Origin of the sequence: Paraburkholderia sp. RL17-383-BIF-A, from assembly GCF_046028015.1 — a bacterium.
Classification (GTDB): Bacteria; Pseudomonadota; Gammaproteobacteria; order Burkholderiales; family Burkholderiaceae; genus Paraburkholderia.
This window is the reverse complement of the sequence record NZ_JARESR010000014.1, coordinates 149,858-175,162: the sequence shown is the minus strand read 5'-3', so window position 1 is coordinate 175,162 and position 25,305 is coordinate 149,858. Positions and strand designations below refer to the sequence as shown.

Genomic DNA, 25,305 nt, shown 5'->3' with positions numbered 1-25,305 from the left:
CGCTTACGATGGCGAGACCAGTTTGAAATCCACCGGCGATCCAAGCTCGAAGTGCTTCGGATTCGCTTCGAGCAAACCGCTCTGTTGATCGCGTTTGAACACATACACGGTATCGCTATTCTGATTACCGACGATCAGCCAGTTGCCGGTCGGATCGATCGCGAATTCGCGCGGCGATTTGCCGAGGCTCGATTGACGCCCGATCTTCTTGAGATGCCCGTTGGTCGGGTCCACCGAAAAGATCACGATCTCGTTCGCGTCGCCGCGATTGGTGGCATACAGAAAGCGCCCGTCCGGCGACAGATGAATCGCCGCCGCGCCTACCGCGCCCTTGAAGCCCGGCTCGGTCAGCGGCACGGTCTGCACCTGCGTGAGCTTGCCGCCGTCGTAATTGAACGTGCTGACCGTGGCGGCCAGTTCGCTGGTCAGATACGCGTGCTTGCCGTCCGCGCCGAACACCAGATGGCGCGGCCCCGTGCCCGCTTTCTCCTGGGTGTAGCGCCAGTCGGTCGGGCCGAACAGGCCGCGGCTGCCATCAGGCGTGTAGCGGTACGAGTACAGCTTGTCCGCGCCGAGATCCTGCGCGAACAGATAGTGGCCGTCCGGCGAGAACACGGTGGAGTGAACGTGCGAATTGTCCTGGCGGCCTTTCACCGGACCACCGCCTTCGTGAGGCACCGTGAGCACAGACGCGCCGACCTGGCCGTCGGCCTGCAACGGAAACACGGCGAAACTGCCGCCCGGGTCGGCTGCCACTGAGTAGTTCGCGGTCAGCAGATATTTGCCGTCCGGCGAGAGGCTCAGATAGCACGGATCATTGCCGTCCGCCGACACCTTGTTGAGGAACGTCAGCTGGCCGCTCGCGGCGTCGAATCGAAACGCGCTGATGCCGCCGCGCTGGGAGGCCGGGCCATTGTCACCGGGCAGTTCGTTGACCGCGTAGACGAAACGGCGGTCGCGGCTCACCACGAGATACGACGGATTGACCGTCGGCGCGACCGAGACGCGCGTCGCTTCGCCCGTCTTCGTGTCGAAGCGATAGACGTACAAGCCTTCACTCCTGGCGCCGGTGTACGTGCCGACCAGCATGTCGTAGACACCGTCGGCGGGAACCGGGCCGGAATCTTGCGCAAAAGCGTGCGAAGCAACAATCGAGACCATGAGCGCGAAACCTTTTATTATCGAGCGGGCGGAGCGCGACGGAGCAGCTTGCCCCGCGCGTTGTGAAATGCCATTAGCAGCAGGCAGGTGAGAACCTGCAACGGCACGCGTCGCGGCCCGGTGACGACGAAGCATATGACCTCCTGTTCATTCGTTATTGGGTTGAACCGGTTTTAAGGGTGTCTCTGGTCTGCCGCGCCATCGGTCGAGCGTTGTTCTTATCGAAAGAAGTATAAAAGCGTTGTGTCGGATCATGCTGTTAATGCGGCTGGCGGTATCCAGTGGATACGTCGAGCCGCAGCATAAGTAGCCATTGTCCCGCCTGACGGGGCATTTTTTCAATCGCGTCTCACTCTACGGAGTCTTCATGAACGTCACACTCAGTTTGGGCCCGCTGGTTTCGTTGATCGCCGGTATTCTGATTCTCGTCATGCCGCGCCTGTTGAACTACATCGTCGCGCTCTATCTGATCATCATCGGCATCATTGGGATCTTCGGCGTGGGGGCTTCGCACTTCTGAGGCTGGGCGGCACCCGCTTGCGCATGCATGAGACGCACTACCGGGCGCAGTCACGGCCCGGTGCCGTTCCGCTTCGCGTGCGCACACAAGGCGTGACGCAACGTCACGTGCGCGGGAGACGTGAACACGAGGGAAGCGATAAAACGCGGCGGCACGGCGAAGCGGTGTACCCTCGCCGCAAGCGCGATCAGATTGCGGTTACTGCGGCGCGCCGACCACGAAGGCCTGCGGTCAGCCGTTCGAAAGCTGGTCGAGGCGCAGACGTCCCTGCAACGAAAGAGCGCCCACGGCATAATTGCCATCGCCTTCCTGATAACGCCGGAAGCAGGCCCGTTCGACCAGAAAGGCGGCGGCTGCCAGCATGCCGTTGCGGCTCAGGCCCAGCCGGCCGTGATCGAGCGGCAACAACGAATCGTCGGCAAGCTCGCTGGCGGCCGAGAGAATCGTGATGCAATCGGATTTCGACGGGTTCGGCATAGCTTTGGTCCTCGGAAACGGCGTCTGTATGCGCCATGGGCGGGGCCGGTCCATCATCCGGAATGCTCCGGGCGTCGGCATGAAATCTGATTGTAGGCATTCGTTTGACAGATTACCAACTCGCGTTTCGCGGCAATGTGCGGTGAACCAAAGCGCATCGCGCGAGTCGGGTAACAACAACGACACGCGCGGCGCTCCTTGCCGCGCGCCATACTGACTCCGCTCCCCATGCCCGCACACATCGAAGACTATGCGCTCGTCGGCGACGGCCACACGGCCGCGCTCATCTCCCGCGAAGGTTCCGTCGACTGGCTCTGCTGGCCGCGCTTCGATTCCGGCGCCTGCTTCGCCGCCCTGCTCGGCACGCCCGGCAACGGCCGCTGGCTGATCTCGCCGGTCTCGGACACGCCGCCCACCGTCACCCGCCGCTATCGCGGCGAAACACTGATCCTCGAAACCCATTTCGATACGCCCGAGGGCGCCGTCACGCTGGTCGATTTCATGCCGCCGGGCAACGGTTGGTCGGAACTGGTGCGGATCGTCGTCGGCCAACGCGGCACGGTGCGCATGAAGATGGAACTCGTGCTGCGCTTCGATTATGGTTTCTCGATTCCGTGGGTCGACCGCCTCAAGCACGACAGCGGCATCAAGGCGATCGTCGGGCCCGATACCGCCGTGTTGCGCACACCGGTCGCGTTGCGCGGCGAAGACATGAAAACGGTCGCCGAATTCACCGTCAGCGAAGGCGAGCGGGTGCCGTTCTCGCTGGCTTATTCGCCCTCGCATCTGCGCATTCCGCCGGCGCGCGACCCGCATACGTCGCTTGCGCGCACCGAGAACCACTGGCTCGAATGGTCGGCGCGCAGCACGGTGGAAGGACGCTGGGCCGAGCCGATCCGCCGCTCCCTGATCACGCTCAAGGCGCTCGCCTACGAGCCGACCGGCGGTATCGTCGCCGCGCCCACGACCTCGCTGCCGGAGCAACTCGGCGGCACCCGCAACTGGGACTACCGCTATTGCTGGCTGCGCGACGCCACGATCACGCTGCTCGCCATGATGCGCGGCGGCTACTTCGACGAAGCCCGCGCGTGGCGCTCCTGGCTTGGCCGCGTCATGGCCGGGGCGCCGGACCAGTTGCAGATCATGTATGGCATCGCGGGCGAGCGGCGTTTGCCCGAGTTCGAACTCGACTGGCTGCCGGGCTATCAGGACGCAAAACCGGTGCGGGTCGGCAATAACGCGGTCGGCCAACGCCAGCTCGACGTCTATGGCGAAGTGATGAATGCGCTGCATCTCGCGCGGGTCGGCGGCCTGCAGGCGGACGACACGGCGTGGAACGTGCAGCGCGCGCTGCTCTCCCACCTCGACACGATCTGGCGGGAACCCGACGAAGGCATCTGGGAAACGCGCGGCGGCCGCCAGCATTTCACCTTCTCGAAGGTGATGGCATGGGTCGCCTACGACCGTGCCATCCGCTCGGCGGAAATGTTCAAGCTCGACGGCCCGCTCGACGAATGGCGCGCCACCCGCGAGCAAATCCATGCGGAAGTCTGCGAAAAGGCATGGAATCCCGCGCTCAACGCGTTTTCGCAATCCTACGGCACCGACCAGCTCGATGCGAGCGTGCTGTTGATGCCACTGGTGGGCTTTCTGCGGCCGCAAGATCCGCGCGTCAAAGGCACCGTGGCGGCCATCGAGAAGGACTTGATGCATGACGGTTTCGTCATGCGCTATCGCACCACCGAATACGACGACGGCCTGCCGCCAGGAGAAGGCACGTTTCTCGCGTGTTCGTTCTGGATGGTGGACAACCTCGCGCTGCAAGGCCGCCTCGACGAAGCGATCGCCATGTACGAACGGCTGCTCGCGCTCTGCAACGATGTCGGTTTGCTCGCGGAAGAGTACGATCCGGGTGCGCAGCGCCTGGTGGGCAACTTTCCACAGGCTTTTTCGCATGTGGCCCTCGTGCATACCGGCCTGAACCTGATGAAGCACGAACAGGCGATGGCGCAGGCGACAGGGCAACCTCCCCATAACGGCACCGGAGAAACAGAACTTGATGTTGCGGCAAGCCCCGATAGCGGCACGGCAACATCGCCAGTAGCATGATTTAATGACAGTTTGCGTGGCAGCTGCACGCGAATTGCTGCATTGCACAATTGCGCTTAGTTCGATATGATCGATCAGACTGTCGGCCGAAAAACAATGTGCCCACAAACAAATTGGCCTGCCGCAACGCCCTGCGCGTGTTTGCGAAGCCCCATGCGAACCGCTTAAAACGGAGCACCCATGCTCTACCAACTGCACGAATTCCAGCGGGCTATGTTGAGCCCCCTCACCGCCTGGGCTCAGGCCGCGTCCAAATCCTTCGCGAATCCCGCCAGCCCCTTGGCCTATGTGCCGGGCGCCACGCGCCTCTCCGCCGGGTACGAATTACTCTACCGGCTGGGTAAAGATTACGAAAAACCCGAGTTCAATCTTCATCAGATTGTCAAAGACGGTCACAACATTCCGATCATCGAGCAGACGATCATCGAGAAGCCGTTTTGCCGCCTGATGCGCTTCAAGCGTTTCGCGGACGACAGCGACGCTGTTACCCAATTGAAAGATGAGCCGGTCGTGCTGGTATGCGCACCGTTGTCAGGGCACCACGCCACGCTGCTGCGCGACACCGTGCGCACGTTGCTGCAGGACCACAAGGTCTATCTGACCGACTGGATCGACGCGCGCATGGTGCCGCTCGAGGCCGGCGAATTTCATCTGGACGACTACGTCGCCTACATTCAGGAATTCATCCGCCACATCGGCGCGAAGAATCTGCATGTGATCTCGGTGTGTCAGCCGACCGTACCCGTGCTCGCCGCCATTTCGCTGCTGGCGAGCCGCGGCGAGGATACGCCGCGCACCATGACCATGATGGGTGGCCCGATCGACGCGCGCAAGAGCCCGACCTCGGTCAACTCGCTTGCCACGCAGCATTCGTATGAATGGTTCGAGAACAACGTGATCTTCACGGTCCCGCCGAATTATCCGGGCGTCGGCCGCAAGGTTTACCCGGGCTTTCTGCAGCACACCGGTTTTGTGGCAATGAATCCGGAACGTCACGCGGCGTCGCACTGGGACTTCTATCAAAGCCTGCTGCGCGGCGACGAAGACGACGCGGAAGCACACCGCCGCTTCTACGACGAGTACAACGCGGTGCTCGACATGGACGCGGACTACTATCTCGACACGATACGCGTGGTGTTCCAGGAGTTCAGCCTCGCCGAAGGCACGTGGGACGTCTCCGGCGAACGGGTGAAACCGCAGGACATCACGAAGACCGCGCTCTTCACGATTGAAGGCGAGCTCGACGATATTTCCGGCGACGGCCAGACCTATGCCGCGCACGAACTGTGTACGGGCATTCCGGAAGCAAACAAGCGTCACTTCACCGCGGAAAAGTGCGGCCACTACGGCATTTTCTCGGGACGCCGTTGGCGCACCATCATTTATCCGCAGTTGCGCGACTTCATCCTCGAGCACAACAAGGTGACGAAGGTCGCGAAGGAAAGAGTCGAAGCCTGAGCGGCGTACGCACAGCACGCGCATCACGCACAGCCAGTCGGCAACAACGGCCTCTTCGGAGGCCGTTGTCGTTTATGAGGATCCCGAAGCCTCCACCCGCGATTGGGGCTGCAGCCTACTTGCGCAACAGATACGCGAGCAGCAACTCGGTGTTCATCTGAATCACTTCACTGCGCTCGCTTGCGCTGCTGAAATCGCGGCCGAGCGTGGCCTCGAGCGTGAAGCGATTCGACACGATGTAGTAGCCCATGCCGGACAGCGTGACATAGAAACGCAGCGGGTCGACATTGGTGCGAAACAGCCCCGCGCGTTGGCCACGCTCGAGAATGCCGCCAAGCGTGGCGACGATCGGCGAGATCATTTCGCGGATGCGCGTGGACTTCTGCATGTAGCGTGCTTCGTGCAGATTCTCGTTGTTGATGAGACGCAGTAACTCGGGATGATCGCGGTAGTAATCCCAAACAAAATGCGCAAGACGCGTAATGGCCTCCACCGGCGCGATGCCGTTGAGTTCGAGCGTGCGCTCCGCTTCATTGAGCGCGCTGAACGCGTGCTCGAGTACGGCAGTGAAAAGCTGCTCCTTGCTACCGAAGTAGTAATAGAGCATGCGTTCATTCGTTTCCGCGCGGCGGGCGATCTGATCGACGCGCGCGCCGAATAGCCCACCATTTGCAAACTCTTCGGCCGCCGCGAGCAGAATGCGGCGCCGTGTGCCTTCAGGATCTCTTTTGATTTTCGGCTGATTCATGGTGGCATCGTCTTCGTGAGCCGCGTTATCCGGATCGCGCCGCCGGCCTCTCCTCGGGCCTTGCACCGACAGCACTGAACGGGCTGGTTGGGGGAACACCCTTCTGCGGTCTTTCGAAAAAGCGCTTCGATTATGGCACATGGATTGCGGATGGCAATTGGGGAAATCGGCGATAATGTGCTATTTAGTTCAAGCTGTGCGGCCGCAAGCCAAAAGCCCCACGTCGTGACCGTGACAGAAATCAAAACACTCGCAGATCGCATTGAAGATCTGCTCCCACAGACGCAATGCACCAAGTGCGGTTACCCCGCATGCCGCCCCTATGCCGAAGCCGTGGCGAGCGGCGAGGCCAATTACAACCAGTGTCCACCGGGTGGCGCCGAAGGCATCGCCCGGCTCGCCGCACTGCTCGGCAAACCGGTGATTCCGCTCAATTCCGCCAATGGCGTCGAACGGCCACGTCCGTTGGCGGTTATCGACGAACAAGTTTGCATCGGCTGCACGTTGTGCATGCAGGCGTGTCCAGTCGATGCAATAGTTGGCGCACCGAAACAGATGCATACGGTCATTGCAGAGCTTTGCACCGGCTGTGATCTGTGCGTGCCGCCCTGCCCGGTCGACTGTATCGCGCTACCGCCCGTGACCGGCAACGCAACCGGTTGGGACGCGTGGAGCCAGGCCCAGGCCAACGCCGCGCGCGAACGCCATGACCGGCGTGAAGCGCGTCTCGCCCGCGAACGTGAGGCCGCCGAGGCACGTGCCGCAGCGCGGCGCACAGGCAGCAGCCCGGCTGCTCAGGTTAGCGAAACAACGCGAGCCGGCGCTGCGGTGACATCCTCCGCGCCCGCGGCGGAAGACGCCGAAGCAAAGAAACGCGCGATCATCCAGGCCGCGCTCGAACGTGCCCGCAAGAAAAAGGAAGAATTGGCCGCCAAGGGCCAAGGTCCGCTGAACACCGAACAGGTGAGCGCCGACGTTCAGGCCCAGATCGACGCCGCCGAAGCACGCCGCCGCCGTCTCGGACTCGCCGGCGACGACACCGGCACACCGCCCGACAAGCGCTAACCGCACCTTCACGCCGAGCATGAACGCGAACAAACGCCGCGCCATCTACGAGACGCTTCAGAGTCTCAATCCGCACCCCACAACCGAACTCGAGTACACCACTCCGTTCGAACTGCTGATCGCCGTGCTGTTGTCCGCGCAGGCCACCGACGTGTCGGTCAACAAAGCCATGCGCAAGATGTTCCCGGTCGCGAACACGCCGCAGCAGGTTTTCGATCTCGGCGAAGAAGGCGTGGCCGGCTACATCAAGACCATTGGCCTCTATCGCACCAAGGCGAAGAACGTCATTGCCACCTGCCGTATTCTGCTCGACCAGTATGGCGGCGAAGTGCCCGAGGATCGCGAAGCGCTCGAAAGTCTGCCGGGCGTCGGCCGGAAAACGGCCAATGTGATTCTGAACACGGCGTTCGGTCATCCGACCATCGCGGTCGACACGCACATCTTTCGGGTTGCGAATCGAACCGGTCTTGCACCGGGCAAAGACGTTCGCGCAGTCGAGGCGGCATTGGAGAAATTCACCCCCGCCGAATTCAGGCAGGATGCGCACCACTGGCTGATCCTGCACGGCCGTTATGTCTGCAAGGCGCGCCGGCCGGAATGCTGGCATTGCGTGATCGAACCGCTGTGCGAGTTCCGTCCGAAAACACCGGCGCCGGACCTGTGAGCGTCGCCCGCCCGGCACGGCGGCGTGGGGCGCCCCAGCAGCCCGAAGCGCCGCAGCGTAAAATGACGGCCTGCCTCGTTGGCTTCATAGGCTGACGCTTCAACGACTTACGCTACACGCCCCAACTCCACGCACCGGTCCCACGATGTTCAATCCTAGCCGCGACGAAGTCCGCCTCTTCTTCACCGACACCTGGCGCAAGCAGCGTCAAGGCGAAATTCTCACGCCGCTGGAGGCAATCGCCGCCGACTGGATCGTCGAGCATCCCGAATATCACGCCGACCTGACCGACGGCGACGCCGCCCAGGCGCAGGACTACTCGCCCGAGCGCGGCCAGACCAACCCGTTCCTGCATCTGTCGATGCATCTGGCCATCACCGAACAGTTGTCGATCGATCAGCCGCCCGGCATTCGCGCGGCGCACGAGCGGCTCGCCGCGCGCCTCGGCTCGACCCACGAGGCACAGCACGCCATCATGGACTGCCTCGGCGAAACCATCTGGGAAGCGCAGCGCACCGGCACGCCGCCGGACACGGACGCGTATCTTCAACGCATCGAGCGGCGCGCCACGCGCGACTGAGACCGGCGCCGAACGCGCAATACCGGACGCGCAACACCGCGCACACGAATCACCCCTCCAAAAGCACAACACCCCGCCGAGGCGGGGTGTTGTTCAATCTAAAAGCCGCGCGCAAACCACGCGACTCGCTTACTTCTTCTGCACCAGATCGCCGTTCAGCGATTCGACATAAGCTGCGATGTCTTTCATGTCGCTTTGCGACAGGCTTTGCACCTGCGCCTGCATGATCGCGTTGTTGCGACCGAAGTGCGGGTTGCCGTTGCCCATCTGGTATTGGCGCAACGACCAGTACACGTAATCGGAATGCTGACCGGCGAGCTTCGGATATTCCGGGCTCACCGGCTTGTTCAGGTTCACGCCGTGGCAAGCCGCGCAGTTGTGGCTGTCCGCCAGCACCTTGCCGTTGCCGGCGTCCGCGGCGTGCGCGAGGTTCGCTGCAACCAGACCGATCACTGCCGCCGACGCGCATGCAGCCTTGAACACCGTGTGGAGTGCCTGTTGGGGCTTATTCATGAATTCTCCTATCCCGCGAATTTAATAGCCGAGTGACTGGATGGATGACCGCAGCCGATCACTTGTCGGGATTGCTTTTCGAAGAGGAATTTTGCGCTGCGTAATAAGCAGCGATGTCGGCGATGTCCTGGTCCGACAGCGACGCGGTAATGGCGCGCATCGTTTCGAAATGGCGGTCGCCCTTCTTGTAGCCATGCAGGGCGTTTTCGAGGTACGCCTGATTCTGGCCGCCGAGCATCGGCACGCGGTAGACCTCAGGGTAAGCCGTGCGGTATTCAGGGATGCCGTGGCAGCCGATACACATCGCGACCTTGCCTTGGCCCGCCTTAGCGTTGCCGACGACATCCGCTGCCTGCGCACTGGCCGCATAGCCCGCGAGCACCGACAGCGCTGCGATCACGACGTGTTTGCCAACGAATTTATTCATAGCATGTAACCTGGCTTGAGGGGAAACGGGCGACCAAAAGGCAACGGCCCGCGCCGTTATTCTTATAGGGTAGCCACGCAGGCCAAAAAAATCGGGCTAATTGTACCGCGACGCCGCGCCAAACGTCCACCGCGCGGGGCCGGCGGCCCATCCGGCAGGCGCAAAACCACGCCTAGCGCCGCTTTGCTCCGCCGCGCCTGACCGGCGCCGCGTGGCGGCCGCCTTCGCATGCCGAAGCGGCGCACCAATTCGACACGGCATTCGCCGCCGCACCCACCCGATCCGCCCGGCGCGCCCGCCCACCGGGCCCGCCGGGCGAGCATCCGGGCCGCTCGCACGCGCCGCGCGCACCCTTGCTTCACGCTGCGACACCGCGGGTGACACCTTACGCGAGCCGGTTTCAGGCCAACAGGTCTTCTGACTTATACTGGGCTTTTTCCCCGAAAAAGAGCATCTCGCCATGCGTTTCGAAGGCTCATCGCAGTACGTCGCCACCGACGACCTCAAGCTCGCGGTCAACGCCGCGATGACGCTCAAGCGCCCGTTGCTGATCAAAGGCGAACCCGGCACGGGCAAAACCATGCTCGCCGAAGAGGTCGCCGCGGCGCTCGGCATGCCGCTCCTGCAGTGGCACATCAAGTCCACCACCAAGGCGCAGCAGGGTCTGTACGAGTACGACGCGGTCTCGCGCCTGCGCGATTCGCAACTCGGCGACGAACGCGTCAAGGACATTCGCAACTACATCGTCAAGGGCGTGCTGTGGCAGTCGTTCGAATCGGAGGAGCAAACGGTGCTGCTGATCGACGAGATCGACAAGGCCGACATCGAATTCCCGAACGACCTGCTGCGTGAACTCGATCGCATGGAGTTCTATGTGTACGAGACGCACGAGTTGATCCGCGCGAAACAGCGCCCGCTCGTGATCATCACCTCGAACAACGAAAAGGAATTGCCCGACGCGTTCTTGCGCCGCTGCTTCTTCCACTACATCAAGTTCCCCGACCCGGTCACCATGCAGCAGATCGTCGAGGTCCACTATCCCGGCATCAAGAAGGAACTGCTCGCGGCCGCCATGCAGAGCTTTTTCGAGTTGCGCAACGTCGCCGGATTGAAGAAGAAGCCGTCCACCTCGGAACTGCTCGACTGGCTCAAGCTGCTGCTCGCCGAAGACATTCCGCCCGAAGCGCTGCGCTCGTCCGACCAGAAGCAGATCATTCCGCCGCTGCACGGCGCGCTCCTGAAAAACGAGCAGGACGTGAGCCTGTTCGAGCGGCTGATCTTCATGAACCGCAATAACCGTTGAAAGATCGTCGACTGAGCGTCGGTTGATCATTGATCGGGCGCCGGGCAGTCGCCGCGAGGCCGCCATTGAAACGACCGCCGCCCCGACTACCCGAGCCCGCAGAGGACCCAGCATGCTGATCGATTTTTTCTACTCGCTGCGCGCCGCCAAGCTGCCGGTGTCGGTGAAGGAATACCTGACGCTGCTCGAGGCGCTCAAAGCCAACGTGATCGCTCCGTCGCTCGACGAGTTTTACTATCTCGCGCGCATGACGCTGGTCAAGGACGAGCAATATTTCGACAAGTTCGACCAGGCGTTCGGCGCGTATTTCAACGGCGTCGCACAGGCCTCGGAGCTCGCTTTCGACGTGCCGCTCGACTGGCTGAAGAAGAAGCTGCAACGCGATCTGTCGCCGGAAGAAAAAGCGCAGATCGAAGCCATGGGCGGCCTCGACAAGCTCATGGAGCGCCTGAAAGAACTATTCGACGAACAGAAGGAGCGCCACGAAGGCGGCAGCAAGTGGATCGGCACCGGCGGCACGTCGCCCTTCGGCAATGGCGGCTATAACCCGGAAGGCGTGCGCATCGGCGGCGACGCGGCGGGCAACCGCACCGCCGTCAAGGTCTGGGAAGCCCGCGCCTATCGCGATTACGACGATCAGGTCGAAATCGGCACGCGCAACATCAAGGTCGCGCTGCGCCGCCTGCGCCGTTTCGCCCGCGAAGGCGCCGCCGAAGAACTCGACCTGCCCGACACGATCCGCAGCACCGCCGCGAATGCCGGCTGGCTCGACCTGAAGATGGTGCCCGAGCGCCACAACAAGGTAAAAGTGCTGATGCTGCTCGACGTGGGCGGCTCGATGGACGATCACATCAAGCGCACCGAAGAACTGTTCTCCGCCGCAAAAGCCGAGTTCAAGCATCTCGAGTTCTACTACTTCCACAACTGCGTGTACGACTTCCTGTGGAAGAACAACCGCCGCCGTCACGCCGAGCGCATGCCGACGTGGGACGTGCTGCATAAATTCACGCCCGACTACAAGCTGATTTTCGTCGGCGACGCGACGATGAGCCCGTACGAAGTGTTGCAGCCGGGCGGCTCGGTGGAGTACAACAACGCCGAAGCCGGCGCGGTCTGGCTGCGCCGTCTCGCCGATCATTTCCCGCATCACGCGTGGCTCAATCCCGAACCGGAAGGCCTGTGGGCGTACCGGCAGTCGGTCAGTGCGATCCGCGAAGTGCTCGGGCACCGCATGTACCCGCTCACGCTCGCCGGCCTCGAGACCGCCATGCGCACGTTGAGTAAATAGTCCGGTCACATTTTTACGCTTTACCCTCCACGATAAGAAAGTATCTGCATGAGTCCGCTGTCATCGCCCGATTTGTCCCCTGCCGCGACACCGCCTGGGCGCCTCAATCCCTTCGCCGACACCTCGCTGTCCACCATCGTCGCCGGTTTCGTCGCGATGATGACGGGCTACACCAGCTCGCTCGTGCTGATGTTCCAGGCGGGCCAGGCCGCGCATCTGACCGATGCGCAGATTTCGTCATGGATCTGGGCGCTTTCGATCGGCATGGCCGTGTGCACGATCGGCCTCTCGCTGCGTTACCGCGCGCCGATCGTAATTGCCTGGTCGACGCCGGGTGCGGCGCTGCTGGTGTCCTCGCTGCCGCATGTGCCGTACGCGGTGGCCATCGGCGCGTTTATCGTGTGCGCGCTGCTGCTCACCCTGGTCGGCCTGACCGGTTGGTTCGATACGCTGATGAGGAAAATTCCGGCGGGCATCGCCTCGGCCTTGCTGGCGGGCATCCTGTTCGAGATCGGCATCGAGATTTTCCGTGCCGCGCAGTTCCAGACCGCGCTCGTGCTGACCATGTTCCTCACCTATCTGGTCGTCAAACGGCTCGCGCCGCGCTATGCGATCGTGACGACGCTAATTGTCGGCACGGCGGCCGCCGGCGCACTCGGGCTGCTCGACTTCAGCCACTTTCACGTCGCGCTGGCGCATCCCGTGTTCACGATGCCGGCGTTTTCGGTGGCGGCCAGCGTCAGCATCGGGATTCCGCTCTTTGTCGTGGCAATGGCGTCGCAGAACGTGCCGGGTATCGCCGTGCTGCGCGCGGACGGCTACAGCACGCCCTCCGCGCCGCTGATTTCGACCACCGGCATCGCTTCGCTGCTGCTCGCGCCGTTCGGCTCGCACGGCATCAATCTTGCGGCGATCACCGCTGCGATCTGCACGGGCCCTGAAGCGCACGAAAACCGTGACAAGCGTTACACCGCCGCGGTCTGGTGCGGCATCTTCTACCTGATCGCCGGCATTTTCGGCGCGACCATCGCCGCGCTGTTCGCGGCCTTGCCCAAGGCGCTGGTGGTCTCCGTCGCGGCGCTGGCGCTGTTCGGCTCGATCATGGGCGGCCTCACCAACGCCATGCAGGACGTGAAGCAACGCGAGGCGGCGCTGGTCACGTTCATGGTGACCGCCTCGGGGCTCACGCTGCTGTCCATCGGCTCGGCATTCTGGGGGCTGGTAGCGGGCGTGGTGACGCAACTGGTATTGAACGCGCGGCGCGCCTGAGGGCCCATGGTGCGCTGCGGCGGCATAATGGGCGGCAATGCCCTGCACGTCGTCACATCGACGGTGGCGGGCAACTGCCGTTCGAAATCCGTTTGAACGGATTGCCGTGGCCAAGTGTCAACACTGCATCAGGCGATCGCCATAGAATAGAAGCATCCGGCAGCGTTTCCCGGCAACATGGCGGGCAATGCTGCAGCGTGACCCGCGGCCGCCGGAACTGATCTGTCTTTCAGACCGGCGGCGATCTCATTTCTCCTGAACCACGGCGCACGAGCGCCCTGAAGGCTCGAACATGACAACCGCACTCGACCAACTCAAGCAATACACCACCGTCGTGGCCGATACCGGCGACTTCCAGCAGCTTGCCCAATACAAGCCGCAAGACGCCACCACCAATCCGTCGCTGATTCTGAAAGCGGTGCAGAAAGACGACTACAAGCCGTTGCTCGAAAAGACCGTCAAGGCGCACGCGTCGAAGCCGGTCGGCGCGATCATCGACCAGTTGCTGATCGCATTCGGCACCGAAATTCTCAAGATCATTCCGGGCCGTGTGTCGACCGAAGTCGACGCGCGCCTGTCGTTCGACACGGAAGGCTCGATCGCCAAGGGCCGCGAACTGATCGCGCTGTATAAGGAACACGGCATCGGCCGCGAACGCGTGCTGATCAAGCTCGCCTCCACGTGGGAAGGCATCCGCGCGGCGGAAGTGCTGCAGAAGGAAGGCATCCACTGCAACATGACGCTGCTGTTCTCGCTCGCCCAGGCCGCGGCCTGTGCCGAAGCGGGCGCGCAGTTGATCTCGCCGTTCGTCGGCCGGATTTACGACTGGTACAAGAAAAACGCCGGCAGCGCGTGGGACGAAGCCAAAGATGGCGGCGCCAACGACCCGGGCGTCAAATCCGTGCGCCGCATCTACGCGTACTACAAGAAGTTCGGCTACAAGACCGAGGTGATGGGCGCGAGCTTCCGCACGCCGGGCCAGATTCTGGAACTGGCCGGCTGCGATCTGCTGACCATCAGTCCGGATCTGCTGCAAAAACTGCAGGACAGCACCGAAAAAGTCGAGCGCAAGCTGTCGCCCGACCTCGCCAAGGATACGGACATTGAACGCGTGCCGGTCGACGAATCGTCGTTCCGTTTCCTCGTCAACGACGAAGCCATGGCCACCGAAAAGCTCGCCGAAGGTATCCGTGCCTTCGCCGCGGACGCGGTCAAGCTGGAAAAGCTGATCGACGCGCTGCGTTAAGCCTCGCTCGCGCCGCGCTCAACGCCGGCGCCCGCAACCCGCGGCCCTGGATCTCACGATTCAGGGCCGCGCGCCGTTTACCGGCGAGTTTGCGAGGACCGCGTGTGGCAGTGGCGTGCGGCGCCCCACTCTACGACATATAGTCACAATTGCCGTTTGAGCGGCGACTACAATCGTCTTCACGGGTGCTTTCCCGCCAGTCCTGGCGGGCGATATCGGCGCCACTGACCTCGATTCCGGGAGACGATCATGCAGGTTCAACCCTACGTATTCTTTAACGGGCGTTGCGAAGAAGCGCTCGACTACTACTGCGCGAAGCTCGGCGCCCAGGTGACCTTCAAGATGCGTTACAAGGAGGCGCCGCCCGATCCGCAAAACCAGCCGCGCCCCGGTCTCGAAGAGAAAATCATGCACGCCAACGTGCGGATGGGTTCGACCGACTGGATGGCCTCCGACGGCCATTGCGATCCCGCTGCGGGCTCGATGAACGGTTTCAGCCTCTCGCTGACAGCCGACGACACGGCCTCCGCCGAACAGTACTTCACGGCCCTCGCCGACGGCGGCCAGGTCATGATGCCGTTCCAGCCGACCTTCTGGAGCAAGGGCTTCGGAATGGTAGTGGACCGCTTCGGTCTGATGTGGATGGTGACGCTGCCGGAAGGTTGAGCGCGGCGAGGCGGTGGGCGCTCTCGTGGAGCGCGTCTTATCGTGCCTAGTGCGGTTTATCGCGCGCAGTACGGTTCATCGCACCCGGCGCGGCCGCCTCGTCGGTTCCACCAGCCTAACCCCTCACCGGCATCCGCGAATTCCGTTCGATGTTCCAGTTCGACTCCGTTTCCAGCAACTGCTCGCGCAGCCGGTCAACCTGTTCGGCAAGCCGTTGTCCGAGCCAATACGGCCCCTGAAGTTCGGCCGGCAGTTTGAGCGCCGCGTCGCCGTGCCGCTGCGCGAGCGGCGACGCGGCCGGAATGCCGAAATGCGTCGCCCGCCCAAAGCGCAGACCACGCGCCATTGCCAGCAGTATCGCGCGCACAGCGCTCACCTCCGCGCCGCATTGCCTGGCATAGGCGGCGCGCGCTACGGCGTCGGCGTGCATCAGCGGGCCGGTGGCCAGCAACTCCAGTGAACTGAGCAGCGAGCGGTGCAGCCGCTGAATCTCTTCGAGCTTCGCTTGCGGCACATCGATTTCCTTCGCCACCGAAGGCATCAACGAACGCAATTGCACGAGCCGCTTGTTGATGGCAAGAAAGCGCTTGACCTGCTCTTCCTCGCTGATCGTCTCGCCTTCCAGCAGGCGCGTGTAGATACGCGCGCATTCGCGCAGATTGGCCGCGATACCGTAGCGCCACGAATAGGTGGCATGCAACGGCAGCGCAAACGAAAACGCCAACGCGATCACAATGCCGATCAGCACATTGAGCGTGCGCCAGAGGCCAACATCGATCAGGTTGTCGCCGTGACCCGCGACGATACACATGGTGATGGCCGTCAAGAGCCCGATATACCCGGACGAGCCGATCGCAAACCACGCGCAGATGCCCGCGACGATCGACATCAGCACATAGGTGAGCGGCAGCGAGCCGGTCAGGTTTTGCAGGAGGATCAGGCCGAGCCCGATCGTCGCCCCGAGCAGCGTGCCCGCCGCCCGTTCGGTCGCCTTCTTGCGGATGTTGCCGTGATGCTGCAAGCCGCCGATCACCACCAGCAGCGTCACCGAAGACCAGATGCCGTGCGGAATATCGATCCCGGTGGTCGCCAGAATCGAAACCAGCATGGCCACGCCGACGCGCAGACTATGCAGCACCTTGGCATGGCGATAGCGGTAGTACGGCGACGTCACCGCGCGAACCATCCGGCTGAACGCCGAGCGGCGAGGAATCAAAGTATGGGAATCGGCAGAAGCCATGGCGGCGCGCTCGATGCGGTAAAGGATGGTTCCGCTATCCTGCCCTGGAGTGCCCTATCAAGACAAACATCGGCAACACAATGCCATCAAGACAAACGCCCGCAAACTTTCGTCTGCGGGCGCTGCGTTTTTCAAGCTCTCGAACCCGTCACGCGGAACGAGGCAAGCTAGTCGTGCTTAGCTTTCGACCACGTCCAGATAGTCTTCCGGACGGGTACGGTCTTCGGCGCGCTGCATGCCGGCCGCGCGCACCAGCAGGCTCACCACCACCGACACCACCAGGTTCACGATCAGCGACCACACTGCCGCGTAGCCCGGAATCGCCATGCCGAACAGGTGGATCGTGAAGATCGAACCGGCCAGCTTCAGCGAAATCGCCATCCACGTACCGGTTGCGATACCGACCGCCCAGCCGGCCAGCAAGCCGCGATAGTCGAGCACGCGCGTGTACAGACCCAGCACGATCGCCGGCAGCGTCTGGATGATCCAGATACCGCCGAGCAGCTGCAACTGGATCGCGTACGTGAGCGGCAGACCGAGAATGAACGCCACCGCGCCGACCTTGACGATCAGCGAGACCAGCTTGGCGACATTGGTCTCCTGCTCATGCGTCATATTGCGGTTGACGAACTCCTTGTGGATGTTGCGCGTGTACAGGTTCGCGGCGGCGATCGACATGATCGCCGCCGGCACCAGCGCGCCGATGCCGATTGCCGCGAACGCCACGCCGACGAACCACGACGGGAAGTAATGCAGGAACAGCGCCGGCACCGCGAAGTTCGGGCCGAACGCCTTGAAGTACGGCGCGAACTCCGGCATGTCCTTCACACCCGAGGCCAGCGCCATGAAACCGAGCAGCGCGAGCAGGCCGAGCACCAGCGAGTAGGCCGGCAGCATGGCCATATTGCGGCGGATGGTGTTACCCGACTTCGACGACAGCACCGCCGTGATCGAGTGCGGGTACAGGAACAGCGCGAGCGCCGAACCCACCGCGAGCGTCGCGTACGCGCTGTAGCCGTTCAGGCTCGAGACGTCCGGCGCCTTCAGCAACAGCTTGGCAGGCGGCACGATGCTGAAGATGTGGCCGAAGCCGCCCAGTTGCGGCGGAATCACGATGACCGCGGCAAAGATCGTGATGTAGATCAGGATGTCCTTGACCACCGCGATCATGGCCGGCGCGCGCAGGCCCGAGGTGTACGTGTAGGCCGCGAGAATCGCGAAAGCAATGATCAGCGGCAGATCGCCGACAAAGCCCTTGGTGTCGAAACCGAGCGCGCCGATCACCACTTCGATACCCACCAGTTGCAGCGCGATATACGGCATGGTGGCGACGATACCGGTCACGGCGACCGCCAGAGCGAGCATCCGGCTGCCATAGCGCGCCGACACGAAGTCCGCCGATGTCACGTAGCCCTGACGTTTGGCGATGCTCCACAGTTTCGGGAACACGACGAACGCGAACGGATAGATCAGGATCGTGTATGGCAGCGCGAAGAAACCGGTTGCGCCCGCACCGAACACCAGCGCCGGCACGGCGATGAAGGTGTACGCCGTGTACAGGTCGCCGCCCAGCAGGAACCAGGTGACGATGGTCCCGAAGCGCCGGCCGCCAAGGCCCCACTCTTCCAGATGCGCGAGGTCGCCACGCCGCCAATGGGCCGCAATAAAGCCGAGAATCGTGACGCCGATAAAAAACAGAACAAAGACGAAAGTTGCTGTGGCGTTCATTATCGTGCGCCCCCTTGCGGACGGCCATTCGAGCGCGTCTTGGTCTTGAAGTACACGAGCGCCGTGATGACGGCGCTGATCAGCACCCACAGAAGCTGATACCAGTAGAAGAACGGAAAATCGAACAGCACCGGTTCGACCTTGTTATATGACGGCACCCAGATCATTGCGATCCAGGGCAACAGCAGCAACCAGAGCCAGTGCTTGCTGGCTTTGTTCGCGTCGGCGTCGTGAGCCATGACGTCTCCTCTTCCCTATTATTGAAATGTTGGCCCGTGTTTGACGGGTGGTGGATCCCGCAGCGAGGGGTCGCCTCGCGAATGCCAACGGGCGCCCCGAAAGCTTCGAAAGAGTATAGGAGCCGCGAACGCCCGGTCAAGCAGGGACGACCCGAGCACGACCGTGCTTTCGGGGTCGGTGACGGGGTGTCCGAATGGGTGTTGTCGATGCGATGAGGCGGGGCGCGGGAGAGTCCGTGCGGCCTGGCTCTGACAGGCCGCCGGTCCGCGTCACGGGGACGCGGACCGGCTATTCAATGCGCGATGGATGGTGCTGCAGGCAACCGTCGCGTGGGCGCAACGGCGAAGGGAGAGGCAGCTCGGCAATGGCGCCTCTATGCTGCTTCGGGCCGGACCCGGTTGGTGCGAGTCCGACCGCTTCGGCACACCAGATCAGATCGAGAACGCGGCGCCGGTCTGTCCGGTCGATTCCTGCAAGCCCTTGATCCACTTGCGTGCGGGCAAACCGAGTTCGGTTTCGATCAGCTTGGCGCGCGTTTGCAGCGCCGTGAACGGGACCTCGAGCGGCGGCCCCGAAAACGCGATCGCGATGCGGTTGCCGTCGTGCACTTCCGGCAGCGCGACCACGCGGCCGTCGAAGGCTTCGTTCAGACGCTTCATGTTGCGCACGAAGCTCGGATGGTCGCCGAACAGGTTCACCGTCACCACGCCCGCTTCGGTCAGACACGCGCGCACCGCACGATAGAAGCCGACGCTGTCGAGCACCGGACCGCGCGCGGTCGCGTCGTAGACGTCGATCTGCAGCGCGCCGATCGTGCCGTGGTTGGCGCGGTCGTTGACGAAGTCCCATGCATCCATTTCGTGCACGCTCAAACGCGCGTCGTCGTGCGGCAGTTCGAACATGGTCCGCGCCGCCACCACGACTGCCGGGTTCACTTCCACCGCCTCGACCTTCGCGTGCTTCAGGAAGCGGTGCGCGAACTTGGTCAGCGCCGCGGCGCCCAAACCGAGCTGGACGATGCGCCTGGGCGTTTCGATGAACAGCAGCCAGGCCATCATCTGCTGCGCGTATTCGAGTTCGATGTGATCCGGCTTGCGCAGACGCATCGCGCCTTGAACCCACTCCGTGCCGAAATGCAGGAAGCGCACGCCGCCCTCTTCCGAGAACGTCACCGGCGCGAAACGGGGTTTGCGCGGCGCTTCGATTTGCGGCGCGTCCTGCAGATCTTCGTCGTGCGAAGCGCGCTTCTTGCCGCGCAGGAGCTTCTGCTCGTTCTGCTTTTGAGGACGACCGCCGGCGGCGTCAGCGTCACGGTTGCGGAAGGCACGCGCTTCAGCGGAAGCGCGCTTGATCAATTTCGTCATGTAAGGATGTCGCGCCAAAGACGCAATTTTTGGTCGAACGAGAGCATAGCATTCGCCGGACTCGACGAAGGCAATACCAGGGTGGCGTAGCCCGCGGCGCCGATCACAGGCGCGAAGCGGCCCGCCGTCTTGCCGTTGAAGCAGACTTTCGCGAGCTTCGGCGCGTGCTCGCGCAACGAAGCGAAATCGTTCGGACTGGCATTGCGGATCGCCGCGTCGAGACTGCCTTCGCGCGTACAGGCGGCGAGCACGTCCCACACACCGATGCCGTGAGCCAGCACGCGCCGCAGACGCTCTTCGTAGTCGAGTTCGGCGAGCGGTTCGTCGAGCACGGTGCCGAGAAGCCGCCAGAACTGGTTGCGCGGATGCGCGTAATACTGTGTCGCGGCGAGCGACGCCTCGCCGGGAAAGCTGCCGAGAATCAGCGTATGCGTATCCGCCGCGGCGACGGGAGGAAAGCCGCGCAGCATCAGCGGCGCCGCTCGTCGGTCGCGCGCGTGGCGGGATGCGCGCGCGATGCGGTGTGCTCGAGCGGACGGCCGTGTTCGCGCACGCGCGGATGCGCGAGCCACTCGTCCGACCAGCTCGCGTGAGACAAGCCCGCCAGATGCGCCCATAGCGCCGGCAGCATGCATTCGGTCACCATCAACGGCGCGCCGTGGCGCTCGAACACCGAGCGGCGCGCGACCAGCGCGTGCGGCGGCAAGCCTTCGACCGCGCGCGCCGCCAGCCGATAGAGCGGATGCCGTGCAGTCAATCTGCGGCTCACCAGCGACGAACGCGCCACGCTGCTGTCGCTATACAGCAACTCGGCCAGCGGCCGGGTGCGCAAGCGCCGCATGGCTTGCCAGACGCCGGCGCTCGCGGCGAGCGGCGCGATGCTGTGTGCCGCCACGAACGGCACGCCGTCGACCGCGAGGACGACTTCGCGTACCCACACCGGCGCGCGCGGCGCGAGACCGAGCGCGGCGCTCTCGTCGGCCCACGGAAGCGCGACGCCCTCATGCGTCACGCGTACCACGACAGCACCGAGCGCACGCAGATGCGCGGTCAGTGAACCACCGCGGGTCAACCAGTCTTTCTGCGCGGCGCTCAAGCCGGGCAAGGGAGCGACGCGCCAGTGGGCGTCGGCGGCAACGAAACGGATAGACATGGTGTCGGATTATAACGGCGCGGCCGTCGGACCCTTCCCCGCCGCGCACGCCCTTTCCTTCAGCGGATTCCATCTGTTACGACGCGGGTCGCGAAGCACTTCGACTGGATTGCGGATTTCGGATCATTCCGCTTTTTCGCCGCCCTGCTCGCGCCAGAACGCGCCGCGCTCTCAGGTAGCGACAAAATCGCGCAATGCTCGCGCGACTTCATCGAGCACCGTATCCCACCGTCCCAACTCGCGCTGCCTGAACAGACGCGCCGACGGATACCACGGACTATCGTCACGCTCCGTCATCCAGCGCCAGTCCGTGAATGTGGGCACCAGCACCCAGACCGGCGTGCCGCACGCACCGGCCAGATGGGCAACCGCGGTGTCCACCGTGATGACCAGATCGAGCGACTGCACGATCGCGAGCGTATCGGCGAACGTGCCGATCTCGGGCCCAAGCCTGTGCATGCCGAGATCCGTGCGCCACGTCACCGCCTCGTTTTGCGCCTCGCCCTTTTGCAGCGAAAACCAGCTCACGCCGGTTTGCTCCAGAGCCGGCAGCCATTGCGGCAACGGAATGGACCGGTAGCGATCGAGCCCGTACGCCGGATTGCCGGCCCAGACAATGCCGACGCGCTTTGCAGACGGGCCGCACGCACCGACCGGCGCAAGGGCGTCGAGGCGGTTCCGCCAACGCTGCGCCTGGGCCGGCGATGCACGCAGGTAAGACGTGGCGAGCGGCAACATCGGCAGATCGAGCTGCATGGGCTCCGGCATTCTGAGCATGCGGCACCAGTAGTCGTACGGTCCGGGCGGCGCGGTGGTCCACGCGGCATGCACGCCCGCCGCGAGACGTGCGACTTCGCCCAGCGGAACCTCGACCCAGACATCCACTTGCGCGCCAAGACGATGCAACCAGTCGGCCATGCGCAAGAACTGCAATTGATCGCCAAGCCCCTGCTCGCCAACGAGCAGAAAGCGGCGACCCGCCACCGGCTCACCTCGCCACTCTGGAAAATCCGGGCGAGCCAGATCGCGATTTTCCGGCAATGCCTCATGCCATCGGTATTGCTTCCAGCCGTTTTTAAAGTCGCCCGCGCGCAATTGCGCGGCAGCCAGATTGAATTGCATCAGCGGATGATCGGGCATCAGCCGCGCGGCTTCGACAGCATGCGCATGCATAGCCGGGAACTCGCCCAGCATGTTGAACGCAAACGACGCGTTGTGATGCAGCCAGCCGTTATACGGATCGACGCCGATGCCCTGAATCGCGACGCTGATCGCGTCTCTGAAACGCTCCACGCCATTCAGCGTGTAAGCCACCTGTTGCAGCGCGGAGGCGTCCGCCGCGAAACGAGTGCGCAACTCGGCGAGCACACCGTCGATCGCGTCGCCGCGCTGCGCTTGCCATAGAGCCGCAATCAATTCGAGCGCGTCGGGCAGATGCGTCGAGTCGAGCCGCCAGGCACGCAGCCAGTAGTCCGCTGCGTGCTGATGACCTTCGAGCTGCGTGCTGATTCGCGCCAGCGCGCGCACCGCATGATGCAATGCCGGCTCGAGTTCGAGCGCTTTGAGGTAGTGCCCGTGTGCCTCGGCGAGTCGCATCGAAAGCTTCAGGCAGTCGGCCAGATTGCGATGCAGGCTCGCGGTGCCGCCACCCAGGCTCATGGCGCGATGGTAGAACGCTTCGGCCGCGATCAGCTCGCCGCCCAGCGCGGCGATCAAGCCGCGGTGCTCCCAGATATCCGCGCGCTCAGGCGCGAGGTTCAATGCCAGATCGAGATACTCGCGCGACCGCGCCATTTGATCGACACGGAAAGATGCGAGGCCGAGACGGTGGAGCGCATGTACGTTTTGCGGTTGTTCGGCGAGGACCCGCTGGTAGTCGGCTATCGCTTCGAGATGACGCCCCGCGGCGAAGCAGGCGTCGGCATGTGCGGTGATTGCGGCGACATCGTCGGAGAAGGAAGTGCTGAGTAGTAAATCTGTTTCGTGCATCAACATCGATCAATCAGTTGCGTGAATTGCTTTATCTGCAATGGTCTGCGCCGCTCAGGCTTTCTGGTCCTGTGACATCATGGCCGCAAGATGCGCCGCCACCCGCTCGACCACCGGCGCCCACTGTGCAGGCTGCGGCTGCCGGAACAGATCGACGGAGTCGTACCAGAACTGCGACTCCTGCGTGCCCCACGACCAGTGCGAGACGTGATCCAGCATCGCCACTACGCGATGCCCTAATGCGCCGCCGAGATGCAATGGCGCGCTGTCGATCGTTACCAGCGCGTCCAGCGCGGCAAGATGAGCGGCCACGTCATCAAAACCGTGCTCGTAGCCATCGGTCAGGTCGCACAGGTGATAACCCTGCGCGGCGAGCGCCGTCACATCGGCATGGCGTGCGGGCGTGAGCGGATGGAATACGACATCGGGCAGCGCCAGCAGCGGTGCCAATGCCGCAAGCGGGATCGACCGTTTGGCGTCGCGCCGATGCGTCGGGCTCCCCGACCAGACGAGGCCGATTTGCCACTCCGCCTCGGGCGCGCGTGCGCCGACCCGTTCGCGCCACGCCGTCACCTTCGCTGCATCGGCCCGCAGGTACGGCGTGCCGCGGATCTGCTCCGGATGGAGACCAAGCACGAGCGGCAGGCTCATCATCGGCAACGCGTAGTCTGGCGAGCCGAGCGGTCCGTCTTCGATCGACACGCAATCGGCGTAGAAACGCGCAAACAGCGGTTGCAACGCACGACGCACGGCGAGCACCAGCCGGCCGCCTTCGTCGCGAACGCGAGCGGCCATGAACGGAATGAAGCGGACCATCTGGATGTCGTCGCCGCTGCCCTGCTCGCTGTGGACCACCAGCGTCTTGCCGCCGAGCGCTTCACCACGCCAGCGCGGGCACAAGCGCGCCATCAGGCTGACGACGTTGTTCCGTTCGCGGTCTTCGCGCGCAAGACGCGCCTCGAAACGCGGCCACGCGCTCGACCAGGCGCCGCGCCGCAGTTCGAGATCGGCGAGATCGACCGCGGCCTGCACCCCCGACGGATCGAGCGCGAGCGCGGCATGCAGCGCCGCTTCGCTCTCCTCATAGCGCGCCTGCTCGCCGAGATACATGCCGATTGCCGCCAGCACGTCCGCATTGCCAGGCGCGGCGGCGTCCATGGCGCGCATGGTGGCCTCCGACGCTGCCGGGTCGTCGCACTGCCATTGAGCGTGACTGAGTTGCCACGCCATTTCCGCATCGCCGGGATGATGCGCAAGACTCTCGCGGCAGACGCGCTCGACCAACGGCCAGTCGCGAATCTCGCGAAACGCCAACGCGAGTTGCAACGGCAACGCCGGATCGATCGCGGGGTCGAGCGCATAGGCCCGCAGCAGCGCCGCGCGACGCTCGGCTCGCGCGTCCGCCCCGGGCAGTGCGGCCAAAGCGATCGACAAACACCACGGCGCGCGCGCGTCCCGCGGCGCTCGACGCTCATAGACACGCAGCATGGGTACAGCCGCCGACGGCGCGCCGCAGTCATCGATCAGCCAGGCCACCCAGTCGAGCGTCGCCTCGAGCGACTGTGCGGCCACCGCCAACTCGCTGTGACGCTGCGCCGCCTCGGCCTGACCGAGCGCGTCGGCAAACAGCGCGAGCCGGGCATGGCGCGCCCCGTTCGCGCACGCTTGCGCCTGCGACGCGCTGTGATACGCCGCTTCGAAATGCGCCACGCTCGCGCACAGGTCCGCATGCAATTGCGGCGTGACGCCTGCCGCGGCTAATTCGGCCGCGCGCCGCGCGGCGGCATCGAAACCTTGCTCGCGCAGGATCGACCACAGGAGATGAACGGAATCGAGAGGGACGGCCAAGGCGGAATCGGGCATGGGAATGAGGAGCGTGGTTGTCGCGGGCGAGTGCGTAGTCGCAAAAATAAGATCTAGTGCTAGCGGCGCTTAAAGATCGCCAAATAATCCTTTAAGCCTCCGAATAAAAATCGCGCGATCATAAGATAAAGCCGAGCATTGGCATCTCACAAACCAATCTCAATTTAATGCCATTGCTTCTGTTTAGTTAGTTAACCATAATTAATTTAGACCGATGCCCGGGCGTAGCCCCAC

The 25,305-nt window shown here is 63.5% G+C and carries 24 protein-coding genes; 11 read left to right on the top strand and 13 right to left on the bottom strand.

The features are described from left to right. Positions 1–3: 3 nt before the first annotated feature. A complete protein-coding gene (locus tag P0D71_RS18315; RefSeq protein ID WP_408481399.1) occupies positions 4–1,296 on the bottom strand; it encodes a lactonase family protein in 1,293 nt (430 codons plus the stop codon). Positions 1,297–1,528: 232 nt separating this feature from the next. On the opposite strand from P0D71_RS18315, the gene P0D71_RS18310 reads away from it, so the two are divergent. Beyond that, complete coding sequence (locus P0D71_RS18310; RefSeq protein WP_073429502.1) at positions 1,529–1,681, top strand: DUF3096 domain-containing protein; 153 nt, start codon at positions 1,529–1,531, stop codon at positions 1,679–1,681. Between the two features lie 231 nt (positions 1,682–1,912). Here P0D71_RS18310 and P0D71_RS18305 read toward each other — a convergent pair whose 3' ends face one another. Next, a complete protein-coding gene (locus P0D71_RS18305) occupies positions 1,913–2,158 on the bottom strand; it encodes a hypothetical protein (RefSeq protein ID WP_408297502.1) in 246 nt (81 codons plus the stop codon). Between the two features lie 228 nt (positions 2,159–2,386). On the opposite strand from P0D71_RS18305, the gene P0D71_RS18300 reads away from it, so the two are divergent. Together P0D71_RS18300 and P0D71_RS18295 are read left to right on the top strand one after the other, a co-directional pair. Then, the gene (locus P0D71_RS18300) at positions 2,387–4,267 is read left to right on the top strand and encodes a glycoside hydrolase family 15 protein (protein ID WP_091796122.1); all 1,881 of its coding nucleotides are present in this window, start codon (positions 2,387–2,389) and stop codon (positions 4,265–4,267) included. A gap of 180 nt (positions 4,268–4,447) precedes the next feature. Next, positions 4,448–5,725: a polyhydroxyalkanoate depolymerase gene (locus P0D71_RS18295; RefSeq protein WP_408183348.1), complete on the top strand. Its 1,278-nt coding sequence runs from the start codon at positions 4,448–4,450 to the stop codon at positions 5,723–5,725. Positions 5,726–5,840: 115 nt separating this feature from the next. On the opposite strand, the gene P0D71_RS18290 is transcribed toward P0D71_RS18295, so the two are convergent. Beyond that, positions 5,841–6,473 (bottom strand): TetR/AcrR family transcriptional regulator, encoded by a 633-nt coding sequence (locus P0D71_RS18290; RefSeq protein WP_012432273.1) that lies wholly within the window; start codon positions 6,471–6,473, stop codon positions 5,841–5,843. Between the two features lie 225 nt (positions 6,474–6,698). On the opposite strand from P0D71_RS18290, the gene rsxB reads away from it, so the two are divergent. From rsxB to P0D71_RS18275, 3 genes are all read left to right on the top strand, one after another. Continuing rightward, positions 6,699–7,538, top strand: a complete 840-nt coding sequence (gene rsxB / locus P0D71_RS18285; protein ID WP_408481396.1) for an electron transport complex subunit RsxB — start codon at positions 6,699–6,701, stop codon at positions 7,536–7,538. Between the two features lie 19 nt (positions 7,539–7,557). Continuing rightward, a complete protein-coding gene (nth, locus tag P0D71_RS18280) occupies positions 7,558–8,202 on the top strand; it encodes an endonuclease III (protein ID WP_091796126.1) in 645 nt (214 codons plus the stop codon). Between the two features lie 145 nt (positions 8,203–8,347). Beyond that, entirely contained in the window at positions 8,348–8,782 is a 435-nt protein-coding gene (locus tag P0D71_RS18275) for a DUF1841 family protein (RefSeq protein ID WP_035551992.1), read from the top strand. A gap of 129 nt (positions 8,783–8,911) precedes the next feature. Here the strand turns inward: P0D71_RS18275 and P0D71_RS18270 are convergent, their stop codons facing one another. Both P0D71_RS18270 and P0D71_RS18265 read right to left on the bottom strand, forming a co-directional pair. Next, positions 8,912–9,295 carry a c-type cytochrome gene (locus P0D71_RS18270; protein WP_095420040.1) on the bottom strand — a complete coding sequence of 128 codons (384 nt, stop codon included), beginning with the start codon at positions 9,293–9,295 and terminating at the stop codon, positions 8,912–8,914. A 58-nt stretch (positions 9,296–9,353) separates the two neighbouring features. After that, the gene (locus P0D71_RS18265; protein WP_007175710.1) at positions 9,354–9,722 is read right to left on the bottom strand and encodes a c-type cytochrome; all 369 of its coding nucleotides are present in this window, start codon (positions 9,720–9,722) and stop codon (positions 9,354–9,356) included. A gap of 460 nt (positions 9,723–10,182) precedes the next feature. Between P0D71_RS18265 and P0D71_RS18260 the strand changes: the two genes are divergently transcribed. The 5 genes from P0D71_RS18260 (at position 10,183) to P0D71_RS18240 (ending at position 15,494) form a co-directional block, all read left to right on the top strand. Beyond that, the gene (locus P0D71_RS18260) at positions 10,183–11,025 is read left to right on the top strand and encodes an AAA family ATPase (RefSeq protein WP_007175711.1); all 843 of its coding nucleotides are present in this window, start codon (positions 10,183–10,185) and stop codon (positions 11,023–11,025) included. A 112-nt stretch (positions 11,026–11,137) separates the two neighbouring features. Next, positions 11,138–12,313 carry a vWA domain-containing protein gene (locus P0D71_RS18255; protein ID WP_091796130.1) on the top strand — a complete coding sequence of 392 codons (1,176 nt, stop codon included), beginning with the start codon at positions 11,138–11,140 and terminating at the stop codon, positions 12,311–12,313. A 48-nt stretch (positions 12,314–12,361) separates the two neighbouring features. After that, positions 12,362–13,582, top strand: a complete 1,221-nt coding sequence (locus tag P0D71_RS18250) for a benzoate/H(+) symporter BenE family transporter (protein ID WP_408481394.1) — start codon at positions 12,362–12,364, stop codon at positions 13,580–13,582. Between the two features lie 292 nt (positions 13,583–13,874). Continuing rightward, the gene (gene tal / locus P0D71_RS18245) at positions 13,875–14,828 is read left to right on the top strand and encodes a transaldolase (protein WP_091796133.1); all 954 of its coding nucleotides are present in this window, start codon (positions 13,875–13,877) and stop codon (positions 14,826–14,828) included. Positions 14,829–15,077: 249 nt separating this feature from the next. Next, the gene (locus P0D71_RS18240) at positions 15,078–15,494 is read left to right on the top strand and encodes a VOC family protein (protein ID WP_408183341.1); all 417 of its coding nucleotides are present in this window, start codon (positions 15,078–15,080) and stop codon (positions 15,492–15,494) included. A gap of 115 nt (positions 15,495–15,609) precedes the next feature. Here the strand turns inward: P0D71_RS18240 and P0D71_RS18235 are convergent, their stop codons facing one another. The 8 genes from P0D71_RS18235 to P0D71_RS18200 form a co-directional block, all read right to left on the bottom strand. Continuing rightward, complete coding sequence (locus tag P0D71_RS18235) at positions 15,610–16,734, bottom strand: FUSC family protein (RefSeq protein ID WP_408481392.1); 1,125 nt, start codon at positions 16,732–16,734, stop codon at positions 15,610–15,612. Between the two features lie 177 nt (positions 16,735–16,911). Continuing rightward, positions 16,912–18,462 (bottom strand): monocarboxylate uptake permease MctP, encoded by a 1,551-nt coding sequence (mctP, locus tag P0D71_RS18230; protein ID WP_091796139.1) that lies wholly within the window; start codon positions 18,460–18,462, stop codon positions 16,912–16,914. Further along, positions 18,462–18,701, bottom strand: coding sequence for a DUF3311 domain-containing protein (locus P0D71_RS18225; protein ID WP_007175718.1), 240 nt, complete (start codon positions 18,699–18,701; stop codon positions 18,462–18,464). The genes mctP and P0D71_RS18225 overlap by 1 nt, the downstream gene beginning before the upstream one ends. A 432-nt stretch (positions 18,702–19,133) precedes the next feature. Continuing rightward, a complete protein-coding gene (locus P0D71_RS18220; protein ID WP_408183336.1) occupies positions 19,134–20,066 on the bottom strand; it encodes a class I SAM-dependent methyltransferase in 933 nt (310 codons plus the stop codon). Then, positions 20,063–20,536: a DNA-deoxyinosine glycosylase gene (locus P0D71_RS18215; protein WP_408481389.1), complete on the bottom strand. Its 474-nt coding sequence runs from the start codon at positions 20,534–20,536 to the stop codon at positions 20,063–20,065. Before P0D71_RS18215 ends, P0D71_RS18220 begins: the two co-directional genes overlap by 4 nt. Then, the gene (locus tag P0D71_RS18210; RefSeq protein ID WP_408297158.1) at positions 20,536–21,219 is read right to left on the bottom strand and encodes a chorismate--pyruvate lyase family protein; all 684 of its coding nucleotides are present in this window, start codon (positions 21,217–21,219) and stop codon (positions 20,536–20,538) included. The genes P0D71_RS18215 and P0D71_RS18210 overlap by 1 nt, the downstream gene beginning before the upstream one ends. Positions 21,220–21,390: 171 nt before the next feature. Continuing rightward, positions 21,391–23,214: a hypothetical protein gene (locus tag P0D71_RS18205; protein WP_408481387.1), complete on the bottom strand. Its 1,824-nt coding sequence runs from the start codon at positions 23,212–23,214 to the stop codon at positions 21,391–21,393. Positions 23,215–23,262: 48 nt separating this feature from the next. Continuing rightward, on the bottom strand, positions 23,263–25,071 hold the full coding sequence (locus P0D71_RS18200) for a tetratricopeptide repeat protein (RefSeq protein ID WP_408481385.1): 1,809 nt from the start codon (positions 25,069–25,071) through the stop codon (positions 23,263–23,265). Positions 25,072–25,305: the final 234 nt, after the last annotated feature.

Coding starts and splice junctions, on each gene's coding strand:
- P0D71_RS18315 (WP_408481399.1), bottom strand. CDS start 1,296: ATGCTTCGTCGTCACCGGGCCGCGACGCGTGCCGTTGCAGGTTCTCAC.
- P0D71_RS18310 (WP_073429502.1), top strand. CDS start 1,529: ATGAACGTCACACTCAGTTTGGGCCCGCTGGTTTCGTTGATCGCCGGT.
- P0D71_RS18305 (WP_408297502.1), bottom strand. CDS start 2,158: ATGCCGAACCCGTCGAAATCCGATTGCATCACGATTCTCTCGGCCGCC.
- P0D71_RS18300 (WP_091796122.1), top strand. CDS start 2,387: ATGCCCGCACACATCGAAGACTATGCGCTCGTCGGCGACGGCCACACG.
- P0D71_RS18295 (WP_408183348.1), top strand. CDS start 4,448: ATGCTCTACCAACTGCACGAATTCCAGCGGGCTATGTTGAGCCCCCTC.
- P0D71_RS18290 (WP_012432273.1), bottom strand. CDS start 6,473: ATGAATCAGCCGAAAATCAAAAGAGATCCTGAAGGCACACGGCGCCGC.
- nth (WP_091796126.1), top strand. CDS start 7,558: ATGAACGCGAACAAACGCCGCGCCATCTACGAGACGCTTCAGAGTCTC.
- P0D71_RS18275 (WP_035551992.1), top strand. CDS start 8,348: ATGTTCAATCCTAGCCGCGACGAAGTCCGCCTCTTCTTCACCGACACC.
- P0D71_RS18270 (WP_095420040.1), bottom strand. CDS start 9,295: ATGAATAAGCCCCAACAGGCACTCCACACGGTGTTCAAGGCTGCATGC.
- P0D71_RS18265 (WP_007175710.1), bottom strand. CDS start 9,722: ATGAATAAATTCGTTGGCAAACACGTCGTGATCGCAGCGCTGTCGGTG.
- P0D71_RS18260 (WP_007175711.1), top strand. CDS start 10,183: ATGCGTTTCGAAGGCTCATCGCAGTACGTCGCCACCGACGACCTCAAG.
- P0D71_RS18255 (WP_091796130.1), top strand. CDS start 11,138: ATGCTGATCGATTTTTTCTACTCGCTGCGCGCCGCCAAGCTGCCGGTG.
- P0D71_RS18250 (WP_408481394.1), top strand. CDS start 12,362: ATGAGTCCGCTGTCATCGCCCGATTTGTCCCCTGCCGCGACACCGCCT.
- tal (WP_091796133.1), top strand. CDS start 13,875: ATGACAACCGCACTCGACCAACTCAAGCAATACACCACCGTCGTGGCC.
- P0D71_RS18240 (WP_408183341.1), top strand. CDS start 15,078: ATGCAGGTTCAACCCTACGTATTCTTTAACGGGCGTTGCGAAGAAGCG.
- P0D71_RS18235 (WP_408481392.1), bottom strand. CDS start 16,734: ATGGCTTCTGCCGATTCCCATACTTTGATTCCTCGCCGCTCGGCGTTC.
- mctP (WP_091796139.1), bottom strand. CDS start 18,462: ATGAACGCCACAGCAACTTTCGTCTTTGTTCTGTTTTTTATCGGCGTC.
- P0D71_RS18225 (WP_007175718.1), bottom strand. CDS start 18,701: ATGGCTCACGACGCCGACGCGAACAAAGCCAGCAAGCACTGGCTCTGG.
- P0D71_RS18220 (WP_408183336.1), bottom strand. CDS start 20,066: ATGACGAAATTGATCAAGCGCGCTTCCGCTGAAGCGCGTGCCTTCCGC.
- P0D71_RS18215 (WP_408481389.1), bottom strand. CDS start 20,536: ATGCTGCGCGGCTTTCCTCCCGTCGCCGCGGCGGATACGCATACGCTG.
- P0D71_RS18210 (WP_408297158.1), bottom strand. CDS start 21,219: ATGTCTATCCGTTTCGTTGCCGCCGACGCCCACTGGCGCGTCGCTCCC.
- P0D71_RS18205 (WP_408481387.1), bottom strand. CDS start 23,214: ATGTTGATGCACGAAACAGATTTACTACTCAGCACTTCCTTCTCCGAC.
- P0D71_RS18200 (WP_408481385.1), bottom strand. CDS start 25,071: ATGCCCGATTCCGCCTTGGCCGTCCCTCTCGATTCCGTTCATCTCCTG.